Below are 22587 nucleotides of genomic sequence, written 5' to 3' on the forward strand. Positions count from 1 at the left end.
TTTTCTAGAAATTCATTCCAATACCAAGTCTGATAGCAATAGTGGTTGCGGACACCTGTTCGCTCGCAGGTAACATTCCATATTCAGCTTGAAAAGGCACAAAAAATTTATCGTTCACATACCAATCAAAGCCTCCTCCGATGGCCATCACGCTCGTATTAGTGATGGAGCTTTCCTCAAGAGCTGTGGTTTCCTTAGACATTGGGAACCACAGTGTAAATCCAGCCCCAAGCCAGGAGCGAAAAGTCTTGAGTGAGAATAGGTAGCGGGCCCAAAAATCGAGGGTGAGATATTGAATATTAACTTTGCAAATGGCGTTTCCGCAGGCCGTAGACACCACATCTCCCTCGGCCGAGAAATTTTCCATTCCAAGAGTGCCGCGAAACCAGATGCTTTCAAAAAGGGCGTAGTCGAACAGGGCTTTGTAACTGATGCCGGATCCAGCAAGGCTCGCCGTCTGGGCTGGAGTAATATCTAGATCAACTGACATGGAGTTCATTCCCATCCCAAGCAAAATTCCCCAGGCCATGGTGGATTTTGATGAGGAGGCTTTTTCGCGAGCTGAAGATGACGATTTACCCTTTGAGCTGCCAGAAGATCCGCTCGATCCGCGAGCGAGAAGTGTATCTCCCTCTGTGGCTTTTCCTTTTCCTAGGCTTGCGATAGCTTTATCACCTTTAATGGAAACGATTTTTAAGATTCCCTTTTTCTTACCGCCTGAACCCACAATGTAGAAGGCTTGGCCCTTTTCTACGGTTTCGCCCTCAAGTTCAATCAGTAATTTTTTTCCCTTAACCTTGCTCACCTTTGCAGCCCAGGCTGGAGACGAAGAGAGAACCATACAAATGACAGTGACCAAGGATGCGACAATTCTAATGATCAGGTTCATATTTTCACTCCTGCACTCTCTCCATCTTAGGAAAATCGCCGTCTTGACGCAAAAAGAAAGGCTCATATAGGCCTGTTTCAGGACCTTGGATATCCGGGGCGCGCAAAAAATAGGGGGAGGACATCCTGAATGAGCAGGGCAGTCTTGGCCAGGGGAATTGAAAGAGGATGGCAATACAAGGTGTTCTGTCCTTCACTGCTGTCCAAGCTGATGAGATGTTTCACAAACCCTAGACTTTTGTATGAACTATAAGTTTTCATCGTCCAGATTGCTTCCTCCACACGGAATTCAAAAATCCCAGTGAGGATCAGCTCGTGAGGGTCAAAGAGTGGCTGGGGGGAGCAGTCTTCATTCTTGTATTGAACAAAATTCTGAACATGTTGGGCCGCAAATTCTAAGCCCTGCTTTTCAAGGAATTCTCTTCCTTCCGATTGCCAAACACTGCAACTGAGTTGGGTAGAGAAAAGAGAGACCAGCAAGAGAGCGAGAAGCAGCCCGTAAACACGAATACAATACCCACCTGTCATTCCATTGTCCGCCTTTTGATTTCATTCTAAATCGGAAGCGGACAATTTGGGACTTAAAAAGGGTCCAGGAAAAAGGGGAAGCCGATCCCTAAAATGGTATCTCCTCATCAGCATCAAACTTTGGTTCAGGTCCGAAATCCTGAGACCCCATGTCATCAATGCTCCCACGTCCTGTTTCGGACTGATTGCCTCCGCCCAAAAATTGAATGACGTTGGCGACAATTTCAGTCGTGTATTTTTTCTGTCCCTGTTGATCTTCCCACGAACGTGTTTGCAGTCGGCCCTCTATATAAACTTGACGACCTTTAACGAGATACTTGCCGGCCAATTCCGCCTGTTTTCCCCAGAGGACAATTCGATGCCATTCTGTTCGTTCCTGGCGCTGACCCTCGCGGTCTTTCCAATTTTCACTTGTGGCGAGACTCAATCGAGCCACGGTGTTTCCAGAAGATATAGTTTTAACTTCGGGATCTGTACCCAGGCGACCCACGAGAATGACTTTGTTTACTCCAGACATTCGAATTCCCCTTATAAAGTGTGTGTGCCAGGATCTTATGGCTTATTTGCGAAAGCCTTGCAACCCGTCTTGCGGAGGGACGTTCTTATTGGTGGACATGACGTGAAGCATCAATCAAAAGGCGGCCAATGCAGAAAAGGACGGATTGACGCCAAATCGCGAGCCCGAAATCCGGACAGCGTAACTGGCTCCCGTCAGAGTGAGGGTTTTGTAACCGTCAAGTATTCCTAAGAATAGCGACAAGCTTTCTTGGGCCGCCTTAGTGACATTGAGCTTTAATTTCAATTCATAAGCGCCGAATTGAGGAACCAGCCCGCCCCCGCGGGAGTTCATTGTGACATCAATGGAGCCCTTGAGCTGTCCGTTAAAGGCATCTTTAGGGCCGCCGAGCTCAGCCATTTCAATAATGAATTTTCCTCCCACCATCCGTCCCTTCAGCATCATCTGTGTCCAATTAAATGCCGGAAGACTCAGTGGCCCATAATAGGTTGGAATTGTTGAGGGAGGGAGTTTGATTTCACCCGTGTTGAATTCGATTTCTCCCTGAGGCTGATCGCGAAAGGTCGGATCTACATCAAAAGAAGTGTTCAGATTCGCCTTTCCTGTCAATTTGATGGGAATTTCGACGAGTTCTTTGAGATGACTCAACTCAAGCTGGGTCACTCGCAATTCAATGTCTTTTCTATAGACGCCTTCCTCCACCTTCTCGCCGGACTTGAACTTCAAACTGACATTCCCCTCAAGAAAGCCTTCAGCTCTGGCCACAAGGCCTGGCTTGAAGGTGAGCAGTCCGGCAATGGAAGGCGACAAAGTCAATTCATCGGCCTTAATCGTTGGGAGTTGCGGAGTCTGAACTTCAACTTTTTCAAGATTGATTCCGGGTGTGGGAAAAAAATCAATTCCCAAATGGTCGAACTGGATAAAGACTTGGTTGTCAGAGAGTTTACTGACTTGGATTGTGACCACGTCAGCGAGGTCATCATAGGGAAACAAAATCAAAGTGAATAAACTGGAACTGATAAAAACAAGAAAAATCTTTTTTTTGTGGTACTTAAATATTTTCTTTAAGAATTCAGCAATGCGAGCGATGATAGCCATTTCTTACTTCCCTCCCCTTTTTCTTGGGCGAGGTCCCTCGGATTCAGGTTTTTTTTCCGGCTGAGGAAGTGAATAACTGATGAGTTTAAATACGGTGTCAAAGTAGTGAGGATCTTCGGAAGAAGCGGCTATCTCGAGACCTGTCATCTTGACGCTGCTGTCGAGGTTTTGTAGCTGATAACCCAAATCAATCACTTGGCGAAGATTGAGTTTTTTGACTTGGACCTTCAGTCCTTGCTGTTGAACGTTTTTTGGAGCCAAGGTATTTTCAGGATCTCCCTCGGGAAGACTCTCCATTTGACCTATTTGGGTTTCAAGTAGTCCGGCCTGCGAAAGACTTGCTTTGGCCTTAGATTCCATTTCGCTGCTATCTAAGCCCTGTGGCAGAGGCGGGCCGCTCGCTAGGCTACGAGTTCTTAATAAGGCACGAATGAGACCGCGGTGTTCTTCAAACTCTGAGACAAAGTCCTTTGAAGAGGATAAAAACGAAAATGGGATGCTTAACAAAATAATGAGAAAAAAGATCAAAGACCCAAGAATGAGCCCGCGTTGAGTCTTGGCTGGAAGAATCTCGAATTTTTCTCGGAGATTATTGTAATAGGAACTCTCTTCGATGGCGTCTTTGACCGTATTGAACATTTCGGTCATTCTATCTTTGATATCATCGAGATTTAGCACTTAACTGCCCTTTATTCGTTCAACGCGAAAACGCAAACCAAATGCAGATTTTCCACTTTGAATTTTCACTGTCGGATTAAATTTTTCAATTTTTCCATCGAGAGAAAGTCCCTTCCAAGATGCAACCAGAGCATCTACTTGAGAGGGTGAAGCGACGGAACCTTGAATTTCCACCTGGTCATTGTCGACTCGGACGGACGCCACATCAACCACAATTTTTTTCTTGCTTGGTGTGGACTCAGTGATCGACTTCAGGACATCTAAGGCAGAAGAGATGCTATGAACTTTTTCAGCCAGTTTGCGATTTTTGGCTTCATTTTCCTTTTCCTGAATGTACTTTCGAATATTAGATGAATTGGCTCTTGCCCCCTTGAGCTCTCCGCCGGTGATGTTTTGTGCTTGTACTTTTAACTGCTCAAGAGCGTTTTCTGTCATAGTTTGAGAAAAGGACTCGCGCAGAATGGACCAAATAAGGAGGGCTGCGAAGCTCACGGCAGCGATCGTGAGCGTATGTCCCCACTTCTCCATGACACGTTTGAACGTCTGACTTTGCTTTGCGAGGACTCCACGAAGTAAATTAACGGCCGGATTTCTGGGGCGCTTGAGTCCTTCGATCGCCAAAGAGATGGCGACGGCTCCCGAAACTTCTCCTGCATTGTTGCTTTCAACATTAAGTGAGGCATTACCTGAAATTTCTTTCAGCCGATTAAACGGGATCTCTAACTTTTGAGTCAGATAAGGCCCTAGGTTTTGAAGTTGACAAGCCCCTCCGCACAAGAACGCCTTTTCTATATGGATATTTTGGTCGGATTCAATTTCAAGGAGAGTGAGATGCAGTTCGTGGGCCAACCCATCAACTACGTCCTTGATCGTATTAGAAAAGGAGATTTGATCATTGGTGGCTCCTTGGTCCGAGGTGAGAATAAATCCCTTTTTACGTAATTCTTTGAGCGCCTCCACAATATGAATCTGGTATTTTCTTGCGAGAGCATTTGCGATATCCGTCCCTCCCCAGTCCAGGGTACGAATAGCTACCAACCTATTTTCAGAGCGAATGATAAGGAATGTCGATTTATGTCCAATATTGAGTATGGCCTGAGCCCCATGGGGGGCAGAGGGAGAAACCTCTCCCTCTGTCGCAAGAGGGGCCGGTTCTTGAATCGGAGGTTCACTCCAGTCTTCAAACAAATTAGCAAAGGCGATCCCCTCCGGGCAAATAATGCTGGGGTCGATGCTCCCGTCGCGGGCCTTTTGAATTTGGGCCTTGATTCGAGCCAGAGGGGTGGTGCAGGCGAGAACTTCGGCACCCGCGCCTCTGTAACGAGTGACCTTGCCATCAAAAATGGCACCATCACTTGAAAAAGGAATGTCGTCCTCAAGTTCAAAGGGGATGCTCTTAAGAATTTTATGACGTTCTTTAAAGGGAAACTCACGCAGTCTGACAATGACTTGTTCTTGGGGCAAACCAAAGACAAAAAGGGTGGAAGAGTGATCGCTGTACTGGCTGCTGATCGTTCGTAAAATATCGAGAACTTCGATTTCTGTATCCTTGGTAGGATCTGTACTCAGGGGGAATTCCTCGAGACGAGTGAGAGTGAAGGAGCGTTGAGTGGCCTCGACTTCTGCGATTTTGACGCTGAATCGGCCGATATCAATGCCAACACTTCTCATGCGAGAGATCTCCATCCTCTTAAAAACCCTGATTCCTCATACGATTCGCATTCGTATGCTATCAGTTCTCATTCCAATATACTATAGTGGGTCGACCCTTCGGCGCATTTAATTTTGTTTTTGTTGGCTTTTTTTCATCCGGAGGCTTTGGTTTTTCTTCGGCACTATTGGGTGTGGGTTCGCCACCGCTTTGACCACCATCGCCGCCGGGTTCGGCTTCGTCTTTCTCGGCTTTGGTCAAGATTTCGATATACCTTTCCTTGATGTTGTCGAAATCAAAAGTCACAACCTCGATATCTCTCGAGACTCGGCCGAAGACGCCCGTGGCTCTGATGCGAAAGTTAAGCTCCGCATCAAATGTCAGCGGGATTTTCGCCGGGTTGAACGAAGCTGTGCGGACTCCCAGAGATTCAATAAACTTGTAAAAATCATCGGTAGATTGAAAGGGACCTCCCTCATTTGAATTTGAACGCCGTTTCATGATTTTGTCGACGATCTCATCGGTCAATTGGGGGTCAAGAGATTTAAGAACTTCCTTCACAGAATAATTGACGTTGATGCCTTTAGATCCGTAGACCGTCACACGTCTTGCTAAGACCTCGAAGAGTTCATCCGTCATCCCGGCGACCATATGCATTTCTTTGAGGGTCTTGAAGGGAGCACTGGGAGGAACGGAGTCACTTTTAAAATCAGGATAGTATCCCTTCTCTGCTCCGCCATTGAGGCTCTGGCTGTCGTCATCAACCCAATCAATCATATTGTTGACGAGTTCTTCGAAATTAAAAGAGCCGTAGCGTTTGGCAAATTTTTCGTTAGAATCGACTTCAGCCTGAAAGACCTGAAGGATTTGTTGACGAGTGGCTTTCACCAACTCTTTCGAGTCAGCACCCAGGTCATTGACGTCTATTCTTCCTCCCTCCGATTCAATTGCAACCGAATAGGAGGCCTTCATGGAGGACTCTTTGACCACTGTTTCAATCTGAGCCTTATCAACACCGTGAATTTCATCAGGTAGCACAGGAGGCCACATGAAAGGAAACTGCCAAAGAGGGTCAAGCATAAATTGAGCTTGACCGAGCTTATCGCCAAAAGCGGCTAAAGCTTTTTTGTACAAGTGTATTCGAAAGAGACTCAGTTCGATGGCGGCGCGTGCGGCATAATAGGCCCGGATTCTTGAAACACCTTGAGTGGCAATATTGTTTTCAATGCTGGTACGATAGGAGACCTCGACGGCCAAAAAAGTCAGAATGGTCATGATGAAAATCGCCATCATTAAAGCGACACCGCGGGAATTACTGAGCGGGGTCAGGATTTTCGTCAGTCGGGTTTTTCGCTTCGGCATTCTTTTCCTCTTTGGTTGGGTTGTTAGGAAATCGGACTGCTGCGACAAGAGTCATGCTCACCGGCTTTTCTGAAGGATTTGTCTTGTTGTGGTATTCAAGGGTGATTTCAACTGCGTAGGGAAAATTATTTTCCGAGTTGGCATCCCCTCCCTTATTTGTTTTCCACTGTTTGGTCCAATCCTCTTCTTTGCCCGGTCCCAAGTAGCGAAGCTCAAAACGCAGCACATGTTCCAGCAAAACAGTTTCGGTACCCCCCTTTGTGACATCATCGTCGATCAGGGGATCAATGCGTCTCCAAAGGCACTGGCTTGATTTTTTCTTATCGTAGCGGTTGCGGCAATCACGCAAGAAATATCCGATCTCAGCTTGATCACTGGACCGATCGTCCTCGCGGATACGCGCATAGTTGAGTGTGGTGAAATCCATTCGGTTTTCTTCGCCCATAAAATGCGTAAATATTTTTTGCTTCTTTGGTTTAAAGGGCTTAGCAGGTTCAGTTGGACTTGGAGGTGGCGGAGGAGGGTCCACTGGTGGGGGTGGGTCTGGTTTTTTGGGGTCTGATGGTGTGGGGCCCTTTTTCAGACGCTCCAGACGTTCCTTTTCGGAGATGTTATAGAGTTGAACACCAATGTCCCGGTAATGGAAAGCGAGGTTTACATCACGTTCCATAATGCGCAAGGCGTCCCTCACTGTTGATTTGCGATCAATGTCACCCTCAACTTTGATTTTTGATTTCACAGCTCTCTGAACAGTTTCTGCTGTGTAAGCAGCGATGACGGCCAGAATGGCCGTGGCAATCATCACCTCCATCAGAGTCATACCGCTTTGTGAAAAAGTGGGGGTTCTCTTCATTTGGTTTTTTCACTTTCATTCGGCTGAGGGTCACTTGGATCACCCCCTGGAGCACCTCCTGTAGGAGTTCCTCCCCCACCCCCAGGCATGGCAATTTCCTGCTCCCAGTCAACGAAATATGTGGTTGCATCGTAGGTCGTAGTTTTGCTTCCTGACTTAAGGAGCACACTGACGGTGACTTCTTTTACGGCCTTTGAAACAAACTCGGAGAGCTGTTTGATCATCGTGATGAGCATTTCGTTTGCGCCGCCATCCTTTGACGTGAGGAGGGCGGAGAGGTCTGGCATTTGAAACTTCTGAGACTTGAGCTTCCAGCTGTAATTAGGAAGATCGGCTCCAAAGTCTCCCTCTTCCTCTTCGGGAATTTCGGATACAGGAGCTTTCTGAAATTTCGCTTCGATTTCTGTCATTTTTCTTTCAAGCAATGTGGCGACGTTGTTAGACAGAGTGATCTTGCGAACACGGTTAAAGTTTCCTGACCAGGTCTGTGAGACGGTTATAATAACCCCCGTCAGAATGGCTATTGCGAGAAGGACTTCAAGTAATGTGAAGCCCTCTGCAGAAAGTTGAGGAGTCTTTTTCACTGGTCTCGTACTTCCTTTAATTCTAAGCGTTTTGTGACAACATCACCTTTTCCGGTCAATGGATTTATGACAAAGGTCCATGTTTCTCCCTCCGCGATTCGAAAATGGACGGCTGCTTCCTGAACCAGTCCTTCTGGAAAGAAGTGAATAAAAGCGCGGCCGGAGTTGAAAGGTCGGTCACTGCCAGAGATCTCAACGTCTTCGAACCAAAGGGGAGAGGGCAAAATCTGCTTCTTTTTTAGAATCGTTTCGTCAAAAGCAAAACCATCCGTATCGATAGGATTGCCATCTTTGTCTTTTTCCTCATCGGAGCGATCCGACTTCGATAGGAGAACTCGCGAGGAACTCTTTTCGATCCAATACTCATGCTGAGATTTGCCGCTTTCAGCTCCATCTTTCATGTCGATCACAATGCGATAAGTTGCATTTTCAAGACGAGCCCGGTGGCGAATTTCGCGAGAAAGGACAGTAAATCTTCTGATCACTTCTTTGAGTTGATTGTTTTTGTTTCCAATGCGAGGAAGAACCATGACAACGATAGATGCCATGATTGCAACGACAATCATGACTTCAATGAGGGTAAAACCGGCATCGTCGCGATGTTGATGCCGGCGAAATAAGCAATTTCCTCGTAAGAGAGAGAATCTAGAGATTCTCAGAAGAGATATCTTCGTCTTCGCCGGTCCCACCTTCACGTTTATCCCCACCCAAAGATTTCAAGACGTATGAGTTGCCCTGGGCCTCGTAGAGATATTCATTGTTCCAGGGATCTCGAGGAACTTTTTTGATATAAGGATCAGGTCCCCAACCGGAGCAGCTGGGTTCCCCACTCGGAGCCTGCACCAAAGCAGAGAGACCTTGATCTGACGAGGGATAGAATGAGCAATCTGCGTAAAACATATCCAGTGATTTTCCGAGCTCTGAGATCTGCAACTTTGCTTGGCCGATTTTGGCCTTCTTTAACCGACCCATCACCGTCGTGGCCAGAATTGAAGCCAATCCCCCAAGAATTAACAGCACGATCATGATTTCGACCAGTGTCATGCCTTTTTGATTTGGGTTTATCGTCTTAATTTTTTTTATCATGTTAACCATTTCAACCTCCAAAAGCTTAACAACAATGAGTGGTCATCCTAGCCGCCAATGTTAGACATTTCAAATATTGGGATCATGATGGAAAATACTATCACCCCAATAACGCAACCCATTAAGATAAGCATCAAAGGAGTGAGGAGAGAAGTCAGGCCTTCAACTGCATTTCGAACTTGAAAGTCATAGGCATCACTGACCTGCGTCAACATATTCTCCAGTTCTCCTGTTTTTTCACCAATATTGATCATGTGAATGACAATAGGAGGAAACTGTCCCGATTTTTTAAGGGGTCCCGCAATAGATTCTCCTTCACTGATATTTTCACGGGCGTCATCGAGAGCTGTTGCCAAGACTTCGTTGTCTACGACGTTTCGAACAATGGACATGGCCGTCAGCATCGGAACCCCTCCTCTGAGGAGAGTCGAAAGAGTTCGGGTAAAGCGAGAAACCGCCACCATCCGAGCCAGTTTGCCAATAGCCGGAAGTTTTAAAAGTATCGCATCCCATTGTCCGCTGCCACTGGGGGAGTTTTTCCAACTTTTGAAAACAAAAAATACGGCGAAAATAATAACCGTAATCACGTGCCAGTAATTGACCAACAAGCCGCTAAAATCAATCACCATGACCGAATACCAAGGCAAGGTCATTTCTGGATTGGACTCAAAAACAAGAACCATTTTGGGTATCACAAAAACGAACAAGACGGACAGCATCGCGAGCATAAAGACCATCATCAGAACCGGATAGATCATGGCAGATTTGATTTTACTGTTGAGTTCATTTTGTGATTCAGTAAACTCTGCCAGTCGAAGTAAAATGACGTCTAAAGTTCCTGACATTTCTCCGGCTTCACACATTGAGACAAAGATAACATTAAAAATCTTGGGGTATTTCCTGAGGGACTTGTGAAAAGGAGATCCTTCATTCACATTATTTTTAATATCTGCAATCACTTCAGAGAGCATTTCGTTTTCAACTTGCTCAGACACGGCCCCGAGACTATCGACCAATGGGATATTGGCTTTGAGCAAAGTCGCTAACTGTCGAGTCATCATGGAGAGATCATTGACGCTGACGCCTTTGTTGTGCCCGGCTTTCTTGGTTTTTCCTTTTTTGACGGCTTTTGATTTATCCTTCAGATCGATGACGAAAACGCCATCCTTTTTGAGTTTGGCGCGAGCCGTGCGAGCGTTTTCGGCGTCGAGTGTTCCACGTAAATTTTTGCCAGCCTTATTGAGGCCCTTGTATTCAAAGAGTGGCATGGATAAGACCGCCCTTATAATTGCTCATTTAGGCATCAACCTGAGTATTTGTGAGGACTTCTTCGATACTTGAGATTCCCTTTAAAACTTTCTGAATACCGTGGTCGCGAAAGGTTTTCATTCCATCTCGAAGAGCGGCCTTTTTGATCGTGCCGCCGTCCTGTCTCTGCATAATGAGGGTTCGAATTTCTTCGGTAATGAGAAGCAATTCTTGAATGACAGTTCGCCCAATATAGCCCTTTTGGTTGCATTCATTGCAGCCAACCGGCCGACAGATATTGGCGCCGCGCACTTGGCTTCTAGTGAGGTCGAGACTTGCCAATTCGACGTCCGTGGGGTCATAGGTTTGTTTGCAGTGAGGACACAAAATTCTCACAAGCCTCTGGGCAATCACACCAAGCAAAGAAGTTGCAATCAAAAAAGGTTCACAGCCCATGTCAATGAGTCGCGGAAAGACTCCGGCAGAATCATTGGTATGAATTGTTGAAAGAACCAAGTGGCCCGTGAGCGAAGCGTTGATCGCGATGTCTGCAGTTTCGAGATCTCGAATCTCACCGACCATGATGACGTTCGGATCTTGTCGCAAAATGGATCTCAATCCCGTCGAGAAGGTGAGTCCGATTTTCGAATTGACCTGGATCTGCCCGATTCCATGAATTCGCTGCTCCACCGGATCTTCGACCGTGATAATATTCTTATCAATGGAGTTAATTTTTGTGAGACAGGCATAAAGTGTCGTTGATTTACCACTTCCTGTCGGGCCCGTGACAAGAAAAATTCCATATGTCTTCGAGAGGAGATGACTGATGTTTTTAAGACTTTCTTCAGAAAATCCTAATTGTTCTAATTCGAGTACAACATTGGATCGATCCTGAAGACGAAGCACGAGGCGTTCTCCGAAGGCCGTTGGGACTGAGCTCACCCTCACATCAATGTCTTTTCCGGCCAGCTTCAAAGGAATCCGACCATCTTGTGGAAGGCGTTTCTCTGCAATATTCAAATTGGCCATCACTTTTATTCGAGAAGTGATGGAGTTTTGCAATTTTTTTGGCGGCTTGAAGATATCGAAAAGAATCCCATCAATACGAAATCGAACAACCATGTCTTTTTCGTAAGGCTCCAAATGAATATCGGAAGCCTTTTCTTTCACCGATCGAAAGAGCAAGGTATTGACCAATTTAATCACTGGAGCATCGTCATCTCCGGCCTCCAGAAGATCAATAACGGGGTCATCGAGGTCGTACTCCTCGCTTTCGATATCATCGAGGCCCTCCAGGGCTGCGGTGCTCTTTTCATAGACTCGGTTGATCGCTTCCTGGAGCTTGGCACTTGTCGTGACTTTCACTTCTATGCGTTTGGAAAACAAAACGCGCAAGTCATCCAATACCTTGAGATTAATAGGATTTGAGGTCAGGACGACGAGCTTGTCTGTCTCGAGTCGAAAAGGGAGAACCTCGTTGTTCTTGGCGTAGTTGATGGGAATATCCCGAATCAAATCGACGGGTATATCTCCGTAGGGAATTTCCTTGATAAAGGCCACATCCAAAAAATCGCAAAGATCAGCGAGGGCTTCTTCGGGATTGTTGTAGCCCTTCGCCTCGAGCATTTCCTTGAGGGATCGTCCGTTTTTATCTAATAGCTTGAGCAAAGACGGGAGTTGCTCCGCAGTAATGCCCGTGCCTTTGATAAGAAGTGTTTCGTAGTTATGAGTCGCCATAGTTCCTGCTATCGTATCCAGATTCGAAGCTTACAGCAAGAACAAGGGGCCCCTCTTTAAAAGGATTCAACGGCCGGCTCCTCTAAAGGCTCAGGAACTTCTCCTGGTTCTGGTTCCGGTGTGACCGAAATCTCATCAGAGCTCTCAGCGGGAAGCGGTTTGAGGGCTCCGCTCGAGCGCTTTGGTGATGAACTCGATCGGCTGTTGCTTGCGCGTCGCGGGAGTTTGTCAATGATCTCCCCATGAGGATCTCTGCCACCCATAGAATTCTTTATAAAATCAATTCGCTCATCAATTTTGAAGTTGAGAATCTCCGCGTTATCCTGAGAGTCTCGGACAATTTGAGGAGTGATGAATACCACCAAGTTTGATTTATTTTTTTGGCTATTTTTTCCTTTGAAGAGCCAACCCAGAATGGGGATATCCCCCAGTATGGGGATCTTTGTAATTTTCTCGGTTTCGGCGTCCGACATGAGTCCTCCCAACACGGCTGTGTCTCCTGAGTTGACCACAATCTGGGTTTTGATGAGTCGTTTGGTGGTTGCAACCGCTGCTTTCCCGAGGTCGCCCTGGATTTGCGTTTGGGAAAGTTGGGCCACATGCTGTTCAATTTTCATTTTGACAGACTCTGTGTCGGGACTAATGAAGGGCGTGATGATCAACTTTATTGTGACATCTTCACGATTGGCAGTTGTTGAAATGGCCCCTCCCACCGCCGCTTGATTTTGGCTGAGGTTAACAGGAATCTTTTCTCCCACTTCTATGGTTGCTTCTTCGTTGTCGAGAGCCATGATTTGGGGAGTCGAGAGAATATTTCCGCCGGCAGAACTCTTAATGAATTTGACGAGGCCAACGAGACTAGACACCGTTGCTGTTGTGCCACCCGCCTTGAGTTCAAAGGTTTGTCCGCTTCCAAACCCAAGAATTCCTCCCAAATCACCGGCGGGATCGATGAGTGAAGCGATGGATTCGTTGGATCGAAAACCCATACGGCCAATTCCATTGCTGCTTCGGTCAAAGGCGTAGTAATCAACCCCCCAATTTTGGCCGTTGGTAGAATTCATTTCCATGATGATGGCTTTCACAAAGACTTGGTCCCTGGCGATATCAATTTTTGACAGAATATTTTTGACGATTTCATAATCCTGTTTGCTAGCTGTGACGATGAGACTGTTTGTGTTCTTGTCGGCAGCGACCTGAACTTCCCCTCCGAAGACACGAGCTCCCTGGGAAAGGGGATTTGCCACGCCGGTGGGATTGTTCGGTGCTCCGCCTCCGCCTCCTGCGCCACTCGCCTTTTTTGCCTCAGCCGCGATTCCGTTGAGAACCTTTTCGATTTGTTCTGCTTCGCTGTGTCTGACATAGTAAACAAAAACCCCCCCTTGGTCTTCGGGACGGAGTTTAAAATCAAGCTTTGCGATCAGCTGATGAATTTTAGCAATTCCCGCTTTGTTTCCAACGACGATGATCGAATTGGTGCGGTCATCATTCACGACAAGGGAATAGGACTCAGCACCCGAACCGCCACCGGTTTCGCTGCCAGAGCTGCGCCGAAATTGAGGCACTCCGGACGAAAACCGGTTTGAACCACGCTTTTCGCCCTTATTGATGATTTGATCAAGTAGGTCGGCCACGTCTTTGGCTTTGGCGTAACGGATTCGGATAACAGTCAATTGTTCTTCGAATCCGGGAACATCGAGCTGGTTGATGATATTCATCACCCGTTCTATGTTCGAGCCATAGTCTGAAATGATAATGGAGTTAGTTGGCGCATACGGGACCATTTCTCCATCTTTGGAAGGGAGAATGCGGAGTTCCTTGTTGACGTCCGCTGCATTAATATATTTGAGCTTAATGATTCGCGTGATGAGTTGATCTGAGTTTGGAAAATAGTTTCCGGAGTAAGTTTCGATGCTATCCCGTTGGGCATTTCGAGCCGCTTTGATCTTCAGAAATTTTCCTGAGGGAACTACGGTGTAGCCATTGATCGCCAGAGCTGACAAAAACGCCTTGTAGGCCTCGGCGACGGAGACTTGAGTTGGCGCGATGATCGTAATTTTGCCTCGGACCTGAGGGTCGACGATAAAGTTTTTTCCGGTGAGTTCAGAAATAGCCTTGATGACGTCCGAAATTTCAGCATTAGGGTAATCGAAACTCTCAATAAGATCTGGGAAATTTTCGTTCGTAATATCTTCTGGATTAGCGAAAGCGAATGCCTTTTTCTTAGGATCCTTTTCGTCGGGACTTGGTTTTTCTGTGGGCGTAAGATGAGCTTGTCCGGGGCTGTTTTCTAGAGACCCGACGGCACTTTCTGCCTGGGCTAAGGCTTCATGAAAATGCGGAATTGGGACCATTAGAACAAGGCAAAGGACGGCAAATGTCGCAATCAGAGTTGTTGTCGCTTTCATGGGGATCCTTCCTTCTAACTTCTTCTTTCGTTTTTCGAAAAACAAATTCTCATTTCAAATCTCATCGCTCACTTTGTAATTATTCTGTCACTGTGTAACTGAAATTTTCATCTCTTCCATTGCGTTCGATGCCCAGTTGGATGTTATTTGCGGACTTCAGGGTATTGTAAAACTCCATCGCTCGCGTGGGACTATTCACCATTTCGCCATTCACTGATTTGATGACGTCCATGGTTTTAAATCCAAGTTTTTCAAAAATACTGCCCGGGTTGATTGAAACGAAACGAAATCCTTCCACCCGTCCTCCGGAGCCCGGAACAATATTTGGAACCATGCGTGCTTGATTTAGGATTTCAGAGAGGTTGGCTGTGTATTTTGAGAGATCCTCGCGTCTGAGTGAAAAATCATATTCTCCGCGCTTTTCAACTTCGCTTCCGCCAGTGGCACGTGGTGACTTGAGGCCAAAGTTAATTTTCTCGTCTTTTGGAATCTCAATGTACTCGAGACGGCTGTTGGCAAGATTGCGAAAAGTCACTCTGCGTCGTTCGATCTTCGTGATTCGCGCAATTCCATCAATTTCTTCATCGAGTCGCAGAACCTGGGTTTCGTTTTTATTCCTCAAGTTAATCGAAGCCACTGATTTCTTTGTGTCAGCATGAACAATGGTTCCCTCGAGTTTGAGGGGAAGTTGGGAGAGAATGGCGGGGCGGTCAGCTTCTCCTTCGCCGCCTCCCTCTGCCGAAATGGGAGGAGGAATTTTGCCGTCTGAATTGAAGAGGTTGCGGTCGGCGATCGATTCATAATCGAGTTTATTGGCCTGTCGAACTCGGCTAGGCCCGGTGACCTTAGCTGGAGGAGCCTCAGTGGGCAGCATTGATGGACGGTAGGACAGAATCGAAAGGTCACTGAGAATGTATCCAAGAAAGACCGCAAACAAATAGACATAGACCGCTTCGAAGGGAGGCCGACCGCCACCCTTCACCGAATCAAAAAATGTTCCTTTGCCCCCAAGCCACCTCATTGGTTGAAATCTTAGCAAAGGGAGGGATGATTAGGCTAAAGGAATCTCATTTTTTTTAATGATTCAGAGGACTTTACTGAATACAAAAAACCATCTCATCAAAATTTAACCTGGACCAGACCAAAGTCACCAGTCAGTTTTTACTCCCAAGAGGAAACGAGGCTATCCTAAATTTTCATGGTCACGCATAAATATTTCATCACAATTTGTTAAAGGGGAGATGCAGCATTTTGCTGGGATCGAATCTGATCGTATCGTGGTCAGTTTTTGGTCTCGGCATGGCACTTGCTCATAGTTGTGACCAGATACTCATCCCATGAGTGTCTAGTATTGGGGGATCCTTTCGTAAGGGGAAAGTTCAAAAGGTTTTTTAAAAACTAGGCTGTGTTTTTTTAAAAACCGTGAACTCGGGGGGTATCTGTGTCTGAAGCAGTGGTCTTTCAGGGGCTCAATGCATTGGATTTTATCGACATTCGCGCCAACGTGGTTCGAATTCCAGAAGTGACAAAACGAATTTCAGAGGCTCAAAAAAGTTGGGACGCAAGTGGTGCCAATTCCCTCGATCTTTGCAATTTTATTGCCTCAGAAGATCGAGTTTTTTTGGGCAATATTCGTCTCAAGAGTATGGCTTCTGCAATTGTTCAGGTGGGTCTTTTTGATCGCTATCTGAGATTCCATCAGCGACCCAACATTTTTGTGGGAAATACGAATGGGGATTCCGCTATGCTCGTTTCATCTGGAAAAATGAGCTTTAGCGAAATGATTTCAACGAGTCCTGCTTTGAAGGTGACTCGGCCCCTGGTTCCCATGTCGTTTCAGGAACCTACACCTTATTTGAGTGGGATATCTCTCACTCAATACGGTGCGATATTTGAATCAAAGGATGTGAGAGGAGAGGTCTTGAGAGAAGAACTTCCGGTGGACAAAATTGATCCTTCTCGGATTGTTACGGCCTTGGTGGGTGATTACGGAGTTCGTCGCTTCGTCAATTTTGGTCCTGGAAATCTGCTTTTCTCTAATTTGGAAGGGGATTTGCGCTTAGCCGACATTCAAGTTCTGGAATCAATAGATCTCGATCCCATGCTAAGCTGGTTTTGGCAGGGGCTTCGTCATCGTGAATTGGCACTCGCTCAATAACAGGCCTTATGGGGTCACCAGTAGGCGAGTTCAAAATCTGGTGGCTCATAAAGATGTGTTGGTTTGAGAAAATCGGGAACCGACTGTTCTGGTGAGAGCATACAATAAAAACCACCCGGAATTGTGGCGGAGATGAATCCTCGAGGCGGTGTTGTCAGCCAGTAATTGTCGAAGTGCGTGTACACAAGGGCTTCATTGCCGACAGTTGATCGATAACTATGTTCTAAAAGTGAATAGAAAATATCTGGATTTTCTGCGAACAGGTGGGTGAGAAACGAAAAATCGAGGGGCTTTCCAATTGGCGGCAGTCGTTTTGCCAATCCTAAGAAGGAGAGCAAATGAAGTCCTTCCTTTAAAGTAGTGGCCTGAGGGGAATAGTTGACAGGAAGAATCGTTTGAATTCTGGATGGGGACCATTTTGCCGTGCAACCGAGAATGTTTTTGTGATTGTCTTTAGCTAAGATAAAATCATCCCATTTCAAGTCTGCCCATCGGTCAATGTACTGGACAACATTTTCTGACTCAGGAGAAAAGCAGAGAGGCTTTATAGCTTTTTTTTTGAGTAAATAGTCAATGAGAGCATCGCGATCAGATTCTTCAAATGAAGTTATTCTAATTGACGGCAATGGCTTTGGTCGCAAGGGCCACATACCATGGAGACTTACGATTTGAAAGCGACGAAAGAGGAAGTAACGAGGCAGTTTTCTTTTCATTGAGCGGGGGCGAACGAAGGCATTGTAGGCCTGCTTCTGATTTTGTGCGACCACGGAAAAAACATACCGGCACTGGCGCTTCTCTTTTTCTCTTTCTAGGATTGGCAGGAAGTGTTGAGACCAGCTCAGTACAGCTCCACGGGAGGGAGAAACCCGTAGGTCCGTTGCAATGCAGATCGTTTCCATGTTTCCTTCGATACGAGCCCGACGAAAGACAAGGGAGGCCATGGCTTCAGGTGTGCCCTGGTCACCAAGCAATACGTAGGTGGTAAAATCATCCGATTGCAATCTGTATTGATTGAAAAATGAGGTCTTTCTTTCGAACGAAAGGTCCACGGCTCCAGGAAGTGACGCACTTTTAAAATAGGTGGTCAATTTGTCGTTGTCTTCGAGTGTCGCTCGCACCAAACGCATTATTTTTTCCAGGTTAAGTCAGCGAAGCCCATCTGTAAATTAGTGTACCGAGCGAAAACAAAAAGATAATCACTCATTCGATTGAGAAAGACCAGAATAAATGGCTCCACCCGCCCTCCCTCTTCGATAAGCTCAGTCACTATGCGTTCGGCGCGTCGACAAATAGTTCGTGAAAGGTGGAGGGAGGCCGAGGCTTTGCAGCCTCCTGGCAAGATAAACTCAGTGAGCGCGGGGAGTTGTTTGGTCCATTCGTCGATTTGTCTTTCAAGATGTTCAGACATACCAGGACCAAGAATGGGCAAGCGGTGGCTAAATGATTCCTCATCACAAGCGAGATGACTACCGACAGAAAAAAGTTGGTTTTGAAGCCTTTGGATTTCATCAAGACCCTGTCTAACAAAACCGGCAAGGTTTGCGAGGTTGATTAAAGATTGCAGTTCAGCTCCCACTAGGCCCAGTGAGCTATTCAGCTCGTCAATCGTTCCGTAGGCTGCAATGCGTGTGTGGGACTTTGAAACACTTTTTCCGTTGACGAGAGAGGTCTGTCCAAGGTCTCCGCGGCCGGTATAGATTTTTGTTGTCATTGCGACATCTAACCACAAAAAACCCTCCTCAGCCAACAGCTTTCCAGAATCGATGAGTCGAGAAATAAATAGAAGTTGTCAGGGCATCTATTTCTGCCATGATATCCAGAAAGAGAGAGAGAGCAAGAGGAGGCCTTTTTGCGCGCTTTTTTTATTTCTGTCCCTCATTCTGGAGAACAGGTTCCCGAAGAAACGCCCTGGCTTGAAGGTTTGGAGGAGCCCTTGTTAATGTTTGATGTGGATCGGTACGTGGACTTACTTTATCGTCCCATTGTAGAAAGTCTGAAGATTCCTTGGGTTGTTGCGACTTGGCATCGGTATGTGGTGGATCTCAACCGATTGCCTTCAGATGTGGATGAGGAAAGTCTGATTGGTTCAGATCATCCAAAAGGTGCCTTCACATACGGGTTTCATTGGGTTAAGACCACTGCGGGAATGAGATTGATGAAGGAGCCTATTTCCAGAGAATTGCATGACGTGATGGTAGAAAAGTTTTTTGATCCCTTTCATCGAGATTTGAAGTCCATTTATGGGAGATTTCGCGAGGCTGGTGCTGCTGATGTTTATCATATTGACGCGCATAGCATGCCGAGTCGAGGCACAGAAGCCCACCGCGATAAAGGAGAAGAGAGGGCACAAGTTGTTATCAGCGATGTGAATGGCAAGAGCTGCAGCTCATGGTTTCGAGATCTTGTCGTCAACTCTTATAAGGCCGCGGGCTTTTCGGTTGCTGTCAACTGGCCGTACCTTGGTGGGCGCATCACTCAGTCTTACGGTTGCCCGGAAAAGGGTCAGCACGTTATTCAGGTTGAATTAAATAGGTCCATATATATGGATGAAGTGAGCAAGAAAATAAAGCAAATAAATTTGCAGGAAGTTCAGAGTAAACTCTCAGGAGCTGTAAAATCGATTTACTTAGCGCTTCCGGAGTTTTAAGAGTGGGTACAAGGAACGATTTATGATAAATTTTTTATATCGAATATTTAAGCTTTTTATTTCAGTCAAGCTGGCCGTCTTTGTCATCCTCATCCTGGGCTTTTTGTCAGCCATCGGCACTATTTACGAAGCTAAATTTGATTCAGAATATGCACAGAAAATAATTTATCATGGACCGTGGATGTATTTCTTTATGGGCCTTCTTGTGACCCAACTTATCTGCGTGATGGTGGATCGCTGGCCTTGGAAGAAGAGACATATTCCCTTTTTACTGGCCCATGTTGGAATCATTATCACCCTGGCGGGTTCCTTGATTACTCGTTACTGGGGCGTTGATGGCAGCATGTCTTTTGGAATTGGGGAGAAGAGCAGGCAGGTTACGGTTGGCGAAAAGGAAATAATGGTTTTGGGCTCATTTGACGGGCAAAAATATTCCCAAATGGCAGCCAAAACCGTCGATTTTCTTCTTCGTCCACCCAATCAGAATCCAACTGTTTTGCAATTTGGGAAAGATACTATAGAAGTAAGAGATTATTACCACTATGCCTTTCGAAAGGAGGAGTTAGAGCCGTCGGTCAATAAGCTAGATGGGCCAGCGATTCGATTCCAAATCGAAAATGATCGTGTCAATTTGACTCGATGGATTTCTCTTGGTCGTGGGCAAGCAATGGATGAGGCAAATCTTGGTCCCGCGAAGATCATTTTGATGGAGGGTCAAGGGGATAAGGACGTGGGCCAGGGCAACCTGATCTTGTTTCAGATTGACCCTCAAACGAAAAAGGGACGGTATGAAGTCCGTTCAAAGGACGGAAAGAGAAAGACACTAAAGGGGGAATTGACAGAGGGAATGAGTCTGGATACGGGTTGGATGAATTTGAAGCTTCGTATTCTTCGCTTTCTTCCTCATGCGGAACAAAAGATATCATTTGAAAAACGAGAGAGTCCAACTCCACTCACGACCTCAGCTGTTAAGATTTCGTTCAATGGAGTGGATCACTGGGTGGGACTAAATAATTCGCTTCGTCTTTTTACCGATCAAAATGTTTTTGTTTTTGTTTACGGGAACAGAAGATTGGATCTGGGCTTTAGTTTGACTCTGAGAGACTTTAGAGTCGGTCGTTATCAAGGAACCGCGCAAGCAATGAGCTACGAGAGCGATGTTACACTGGACGACGGAGCAAAGACGACGATCTCGATGAACAATCCACTGAAGCACAAAGGCTACACTTTTTATCAAGCTAGTTTTCAAGAGGACGATCAGGGCAATCCAGTTGCTTCTATTCTGTCTGTAAACCAAGATCCTGGGCGCTTTTGGAAGTATTTGGGCTCAGCAATGGTTATCATTGGTGCAGTCATGCTATTTACGGTAACCGCGGCATTTAGAGCCAATCATCGAAAACGAGAAGGAGCCGTCTCATGAAATTCTCCAAGATTCCCTTCCTATTCTCTAAGTTTTATTGGGTATTTTTCGTTATTTGGATGGCTTGCTTTTCAATTTTTTCGGCGTCTGCTACCTCAGGCTTCACAAGCGAAGCCCTGCGTCGTATGCACGTTCAGGATGGCGGCCGAATAAAGCCTTATGATTCCTTTGCACGTGAAGCATTGAAACTCATATATGGAAAAGAGACCTATCAAGATCGGGAAGCAGCTGACATCGTTTTTACCTGGATGCTTGTTCCCGAGCAATGGGACAAGACACCCATTGTTCTCGTGAGGCACAGCGGGTTGAGAGAAGCTCTCAAACTAAATAAAGATATGACCCAGGTATATTATTCGCCGAATGAGCTGTTTGCAAATGAACGTGTGGGTCTCTTGATTCAGGATATGCAGAGTCGCCTGGCGAGTCAGGAAAAATTGAACCCCTACTATCAGGCAATTCAGAACTTAGAAAATCAGCTAAGTATGTATCATGGTCTTAAGATTGGCCAGGCCTTAAGAGTCGTTCCGGGCGTCAACGGGGATGCTTGGCAGACCGTCGCTCAATTGAATGGAGACCTGAAAAACCGTTTCGAAGGAGTGAGCAAGGCATTTGTTAAGGTTTTGACCAGCAACATAGACCCTCAAAAATTGTCCGGGAGCGAAGAGTCTCTTAAAGAGCTGGATATCGCGGTTGCCGAATTTAGCCAGCTTGCTCGTGCCATCAATCCGAACTCTTATGGAGAGGATGTTAAAGTCAAAGCCGAAGTTCATTTGAACACCTTTCACCCTTTTCTCTGGTCCTGGGTATTTTATCTGATCGGTGCATTTTTTCTTCTTGGAGCAATGGTTAACAATCGATCTTGGCTCTACTATGGCGGATGGGCTGGCATCGTAGCGGGGCTCATTCTGCACACGTATGGAATGGTGATTAGGTCCTATATTTTGGGGCGTCCTCCAGTTTCGAATATGTACGAAACAGTCGTATGGGTTCCGTGGGGAGCTGTGATTTTTGCGATGATTTTTGAGTTGAAGAACCGAACAAAAGCCGTCTTAATGGTCTCTTCCTTTATTTCGGTTTTGTGTTTGATTCTAACCGACATGGCTCCTTCAGTTTTAGACAAGTCATTGCAGCCACTGCAGCCGGTTCTGCGAGATAATTTCTGGCTCACCACACACGTGTTGATTATCACTCTTAGTTATGCGGCGTTTTTTCTAGCCTTTGCTTTAGGTGATTTGCAATTGATCTATTTTTTGCGAGGAGAAGAGAAGTTTGCAAAGGAAATTCAGGAGGGGAACCGATCCATTTACCGAGCCATTCAAGTGGGGGTGGTGCTTCTGGGTGCTGGAATAATCTTAGGAGGGATTTGGGCAGACTATTCTTGGGGTCGTTTTTGGGGCTGGGATCCAAAAGAAACTTGGGCTCTCATCGCTTGGTTTGGCTATTTAGCAATTCTTCATGGCCGCCTTGTGGGATGGGTTCGTAAATTTGGATTGGCCGTTTGTAGCGTCGTCGCCTTTTCTCTGGTGATCATGGCTTGGTATGGGGTCAATTTTGTTTTAGGAGCGGGACTTCACTCCTACGGATTTGGAGCTGGCGGAGTTGAATATGTCGCGGTTTTTGTCGCGATTCATTTGTTGTGGGTGATTTATGTATCTACGGTGCGTTATAGTCGATTGAAAGCGGAAGGGCGTTCTAAATAAATTTTAGTTAGATAGTGATTGGAG

21 protein-coding genes are annotated in these 22587 nt (G+C 46.2%); 4 read left to right on the forward strand and 17 right to left on the reverse strand.

What is annotated here, in order from left to right; translation table 11 throughout:
- Positions 1 to 4 precede the first annotated feature (4 nt).
- The 15 genes from IPL83_03360 to IPL83_03430 all read right to left on the reverse strand — a co-directional run bounded on the left by IPL83_03360 (position 5) and on the right by IPL83_03430 (position 15659).
- Positions 5 to 889: a hypothetical protein gene (locus IPL83_03360; GenBank protein MBK9038194.1), complete on the reverse strand. Its 885-nt coding sequence runs from the start codon at positions 887 to 889 to the stop codon at positions 5 to 7.
- A gap of 77 nt (positions 890 to 966) precedes the next feature.
- Positions 967 to 1416 carry a hypothetical protein gene (locus IPL83_03365; protein ID MBK9038195.1) on the reverse strand — a complete coding sequence of 150 codons (450 nt, stop codon included), beginning with the start codon at positions 1414 to 1416 and terminating at the stop codon, positions 967 to 969.
- An 88-nt stretch (positions 1417 to 1504) separates the two neighbouring features.
- On the reverse strand, positions 1505 to 1939 hold the full coding sequence (locus IPL83_03370; GenBank protein ID MBK9038196.1) for a single-stranded DNA-binding protein: 435 nt from the start codon (positions 1937 to 1939) through the stop codon (positions 1505 to 1507).
- Between the two features lie 108 nt (positions 1940 to 2047).
- Complete coding sequence (gene gspN, locus IPL83_03375) at positions 2048 to 3031, reverse strand: type II secretion system protein GspN (GenBank protein ID MBK9038197.1); 984 nt, start codon at positions 3029 to 3031, stop codon at positions 2048 to 2050.
- Between the two features lie 3 nt (positions 3032 to 3034).
- Entirely contained in the window at positions 3035 to 3709 is a 675-nt protein-coding gene (locus IPL83_03380) for a hypothetical protein (protein MBK9038198.1), read from the reverse strand.
- Positions 3710 to 5380: a pilus assembly protein PilM gene (gene pilM, locus IPL83_03385; GenBank protein MBK9038199.1), complete on the reverse strand. Its 1671-nt coding sequence runs from the start codon at positions 5378 to 5380 to the stop codon at positions 3710 to 3712. It lies immediately after the preceding gene.
- A gap of 61 nt (positions 5381 to 5441) precedes the next feature.
- The gene (locus IPL83_03390) at positions 5442 to 6722 is read right to left on the reverse strand and encodes a general secretion pathway protein GspK (protein ID MBK9038200.1); all 1281 of its coding nucleotides are present in this window, start codon (positions 6720 to 6722) and stop codon (positions 5442 to 5444) included.
- Positions 6673 to 7575 carry a prepilin-type N-terminal cleavage/methylation domain-containing protein gene (locus IPL83_03395; GenBank protein MBK9038201.1) on the reverse strand — a complete coding sequence of 301 codons (903 nt, stop codon included), beginning with the start codon at positions 7573 to 7575 and terminating at the stop codon, positions 6673 to 6675. Before IPL83_03395 ends, IPL83_03390 begins: the two co-directional genes overlap by 50 nt.
- Positions 7572 to 8159: a type II secretion system protein gene (locus tag IPL83_03400; GenBank protein MBK9038202.1), complete on the reverse strand. Its 588-nt coding sequence runs from the start codon at positions 8157 to 8159 to the stop codon at positions 7572 to 7574. The genes IPL83_03395 and IPL83_03400 overlap by 4 nt, the downstream gene beginning before the upstream one ends.
- Complete coding sequence (locus IPL83_03405) at positions 8156 to 8854, reverse strand: type II secretion system protein (protein MBK9038203.1); 699 nt, start codon at positions 8852 to 8854, stop codon at positions 8156 to 8158. Before IPL83_03405 ends, IPL83_03400 begins: the two co-directional genes overlap by 4 nt.
- Complete coding sequence (gene gspG, locus IPL83_03410; GenBank protein MBK9038204.1) at positions 8805 to 9245, reverse strand: type II secretion system major pseudopilin GspG; 441 nt, start codon at positions 9243 to 9245, stop codon at positions 8805 to 8807. Before gspG ends, IPL83_03405 begins: the two co-directional genes overlap by 50 nt.
- Before the next feature lie 47 nt (positions 9246 to 9292).
- Positions 9293 to 10513: a type II secretion system inner membrane protein GspF gene (gspF, locus tag IPL83_03415; GenBank protein ID MBK9038205.1), complete on the reverse strand. Its 1221-nt coding sequence runs from the start codon at positions 10511 to 10513 to the stop codon at positions 9293 to 9295.
- A gap of 28 nt (positions 10514 to 10541) precedes the next feature.
- Complete coding sequence (gene gspE / locus IPL83_03420; protein MBK9038206.1) at positions 10542 to 12230, reverse strand: type II secretion system ATPase GspE; 1689 nt, start codon at positions 12228 to 12230, stop codon at positions 10542 to 10544.
- Between the two features lie 56 nt (positions 12231 to 12286).
- Positions 12287 to 14638, reverse strand: coding sequence for a type II secretion system secretin GspD (gene gspD, locus IPL83_03425; protein ID MBK9038207.1), 2352 nt, complete (start codon positions 14636 to 14638; stop codon positions 12287 to 12289).
- A 79-nt stretch (positions 14639 to 14717) separates the two neighbouring features.
- Positions 14718 to 15659 carry a general secretion pathway protein GspC gene (locus IPL83_03430; GenBank protein MBK9038208.1) on the reverse strand — a complete coding sequence of 314 codons (942 nt, stop codon included), beginning with the start codon at positions 15657 to 15659 and terminating at the stop codon, positions 14718 to 14720.
- A 420-nt stretch (positions 15660 to 16079) separates the two neighbouring features.
- Here IPL83_03430 and IPL83_03435 point away from each other — a divergent pair, with 420 nt between their 5' ends.
- Entirely contained in the window at positions 16080 to 16796 is a 717-nt protein-coding gene (locus IPL83_03435; GenBank protein ID MBK9038209.1) for a hypothetical protein, read from the forward strand.
- Positions 16797 to 16810: 14 nt separating this feature from the next.
- Here the strand turns inward: IPL83_03435 and IPL83_03440 are convergent, their stop codons facing one another.
- Both IPL83_03440 and IPL83_03445 read right to left on the reverse strand, forming a co-directional pair.
- The gene (locus IPL83_03440; protein MBK9038210.1) at positions 16811 to 17923 is read right to left on the reverse strand and encodes a hypothetical protein; all 1113 of its coding nucleotides are present in this window, start codon (positions 17921 to 17923) and stop codon (positions 16811 to 16813) included.
- Positions 17923 to 18525 (reverse strand): cob(I)yrinic acid a,c-diamide adenosyltransferase, encoded by a 603-nt coding sequence (locus tag IPL83_03445; GenBank protein MBK9038211.1) that lies wholly within the window; start codon positions 18523 to 18525, stop codon positions 17923 to 17925. Before IPL83_03445 ends, IPL83_03440 begins: the two co-directional genes overlap by 1 nt.
- Before the next feature lie 135 nt (positions 18526 to 18660).
- Between IPL83_03445 and IPL83_03450 the strand changes: the two genes are divergently transcribed.
- Genes IPL83_03450 through ccsA form a run of 3 tightly spaced genes read left to right on the forward strand, consistent with a single transcriptional unit; the run spans position 18661 to position 22563 of the window.
- Positions 18661 to 19443, forward strand: a complete 783-nt coding sequence (locus tag IPL83_03450; protein MBK9038212.1) for an N-formylglutamate amidohydrolase — start codon at positions 18661 to 18663, stop codon at positions 19441 to 19443.
- 22 nt (positions 19444 to 19465) lie between these two features.
- Complete coding sequence (locus tag IPL83_03455; protein MBK9038213.1) at positions 19466 to 20863, forward strand: cytochrome c biogenesis protein ResB; 1398 nt, start codon at positions 19466 to 19468, stop codon at positions 20861 to 20863.
- Entirely contained in the window at positions 20860 to 22563 is a 1704-nt protein-coding gene (gene ccsA, locus IPL83_03460) for a cytochrome c biogenesis protein CcsA (protein ID MBK9038214.1), read from the forward strand. Before IPL83_03455 ends, ccsA begins: the two co-directional genes overlap by 4 nt.
- The last annotated feature ends 24 nt before the right edge of the window (positions 22564 to 22587 follow it).

This window comes from Bdellovibrionales bacterium (assembly GCA_016716765.1).
Lineage (GTDB): Bacteria > Bdellovibrionota > Bdellovibrionia > Bdellovibrionales > UBA1609 > JADJVA01.

Excerpts from the sequence above, each read along its gene's own strand:
- IPL83_03360 (MBK9038194.1), bottom strand. The coding sequence starts at position 889 with ATGAACCTGATCATTAGAATTGTCGCATCCTTGGTCACTGTCATTTGT.
- IPL83_03365 (MBK9038195.1), bottom strand. The coding sequence starts at position 1,416 with ATGACAGGTGGGTATTGTATTCGTGTTTACGGGCTGCTTCTCGCTCTC.
- gspN (MBK9038197.1), bottom strand. The coding sequence starts at position 3,031 with ATGGCTATCATCGCTCGCATTGCTGAATTCTTAAAGAAAATATTTAAG.
- pilM (MBK9038199.1), bottom strand. The coding sequence starts at position 5,380 with ATGAGAAGTGTTGGCATTGATATCGGCCGATTCAGCGTCAAAATCGCA.
- IPL83_03390 (MBK9038200.1), bottom strand. The coding sequence starts at position 6,722 with ATGCCGAAGCGAAAAACCCGACTGACGAAAATCCTGACCCCGCTCAGT.
- IPL83_03395 (MBK9038201.1), bottom strand. The coding sequence starts at position 7,575 with ATGAAGAGAACCCCCACTTTTTCACAAAGCGGTATGACTCTGATGGAG.
- gspG (MBK9038204.1), bottom strand. The coding sequence starts at position 9,245 with ATGATAAAAAAAATTAAGACGATAAACCCAAATCAAAAAGGCATGACA.
- gspF (MBK9038205.1), bottom strand. The coding sequence starts at position 10,513 with ATGCCACTCTTTGAATACAAGGGCCTCAATAAGGCTGGCAAAAATTTA.
- gspE (MBK9038206.1), bottom strand. The coding sequence starts at position 12,230 with ATGGCGACTCATAACTACGAAACACTTCTTATCAAAGGCACGGGCATT.
- gspD (MBK9038207.1), bottom strand. The coding sequence starts at position 14,638 with ATGAAAGCGACAACAACTCTGATTGCGACATTTGCCGTCCTTTGCCTT.
- IPL83_03430 (MBK9038208.1), bottom strand. The coding sequence starts at position 15,659 with ATGAGGTGGCTTGGGGGCAAAGGAACATTTTTTGATTCGGTGAAGGGT.
- IPL83_03440 (MBK9038210.1), bottom strand. The coding sequence starts at position 17,923 with ATGCGTTTGGTGCGAGCGACACTCGAAGACAACGACAAATTGACCACC.
- IPL83_03455 (MBK9038213.1), top strand. The coding sequence starts at position 19,466 with ATGATAAATTTTTTATATCGAATATTTAAGCTTTTTATTTCAGTCAAG.
- ccsA (MBK9038214.1), top strand. The coding sequence starts at position 20,860 with ATGAAATTCTCCAAGATTCCCTTCCTATTCTCTAAGTTTTATTGGGTA.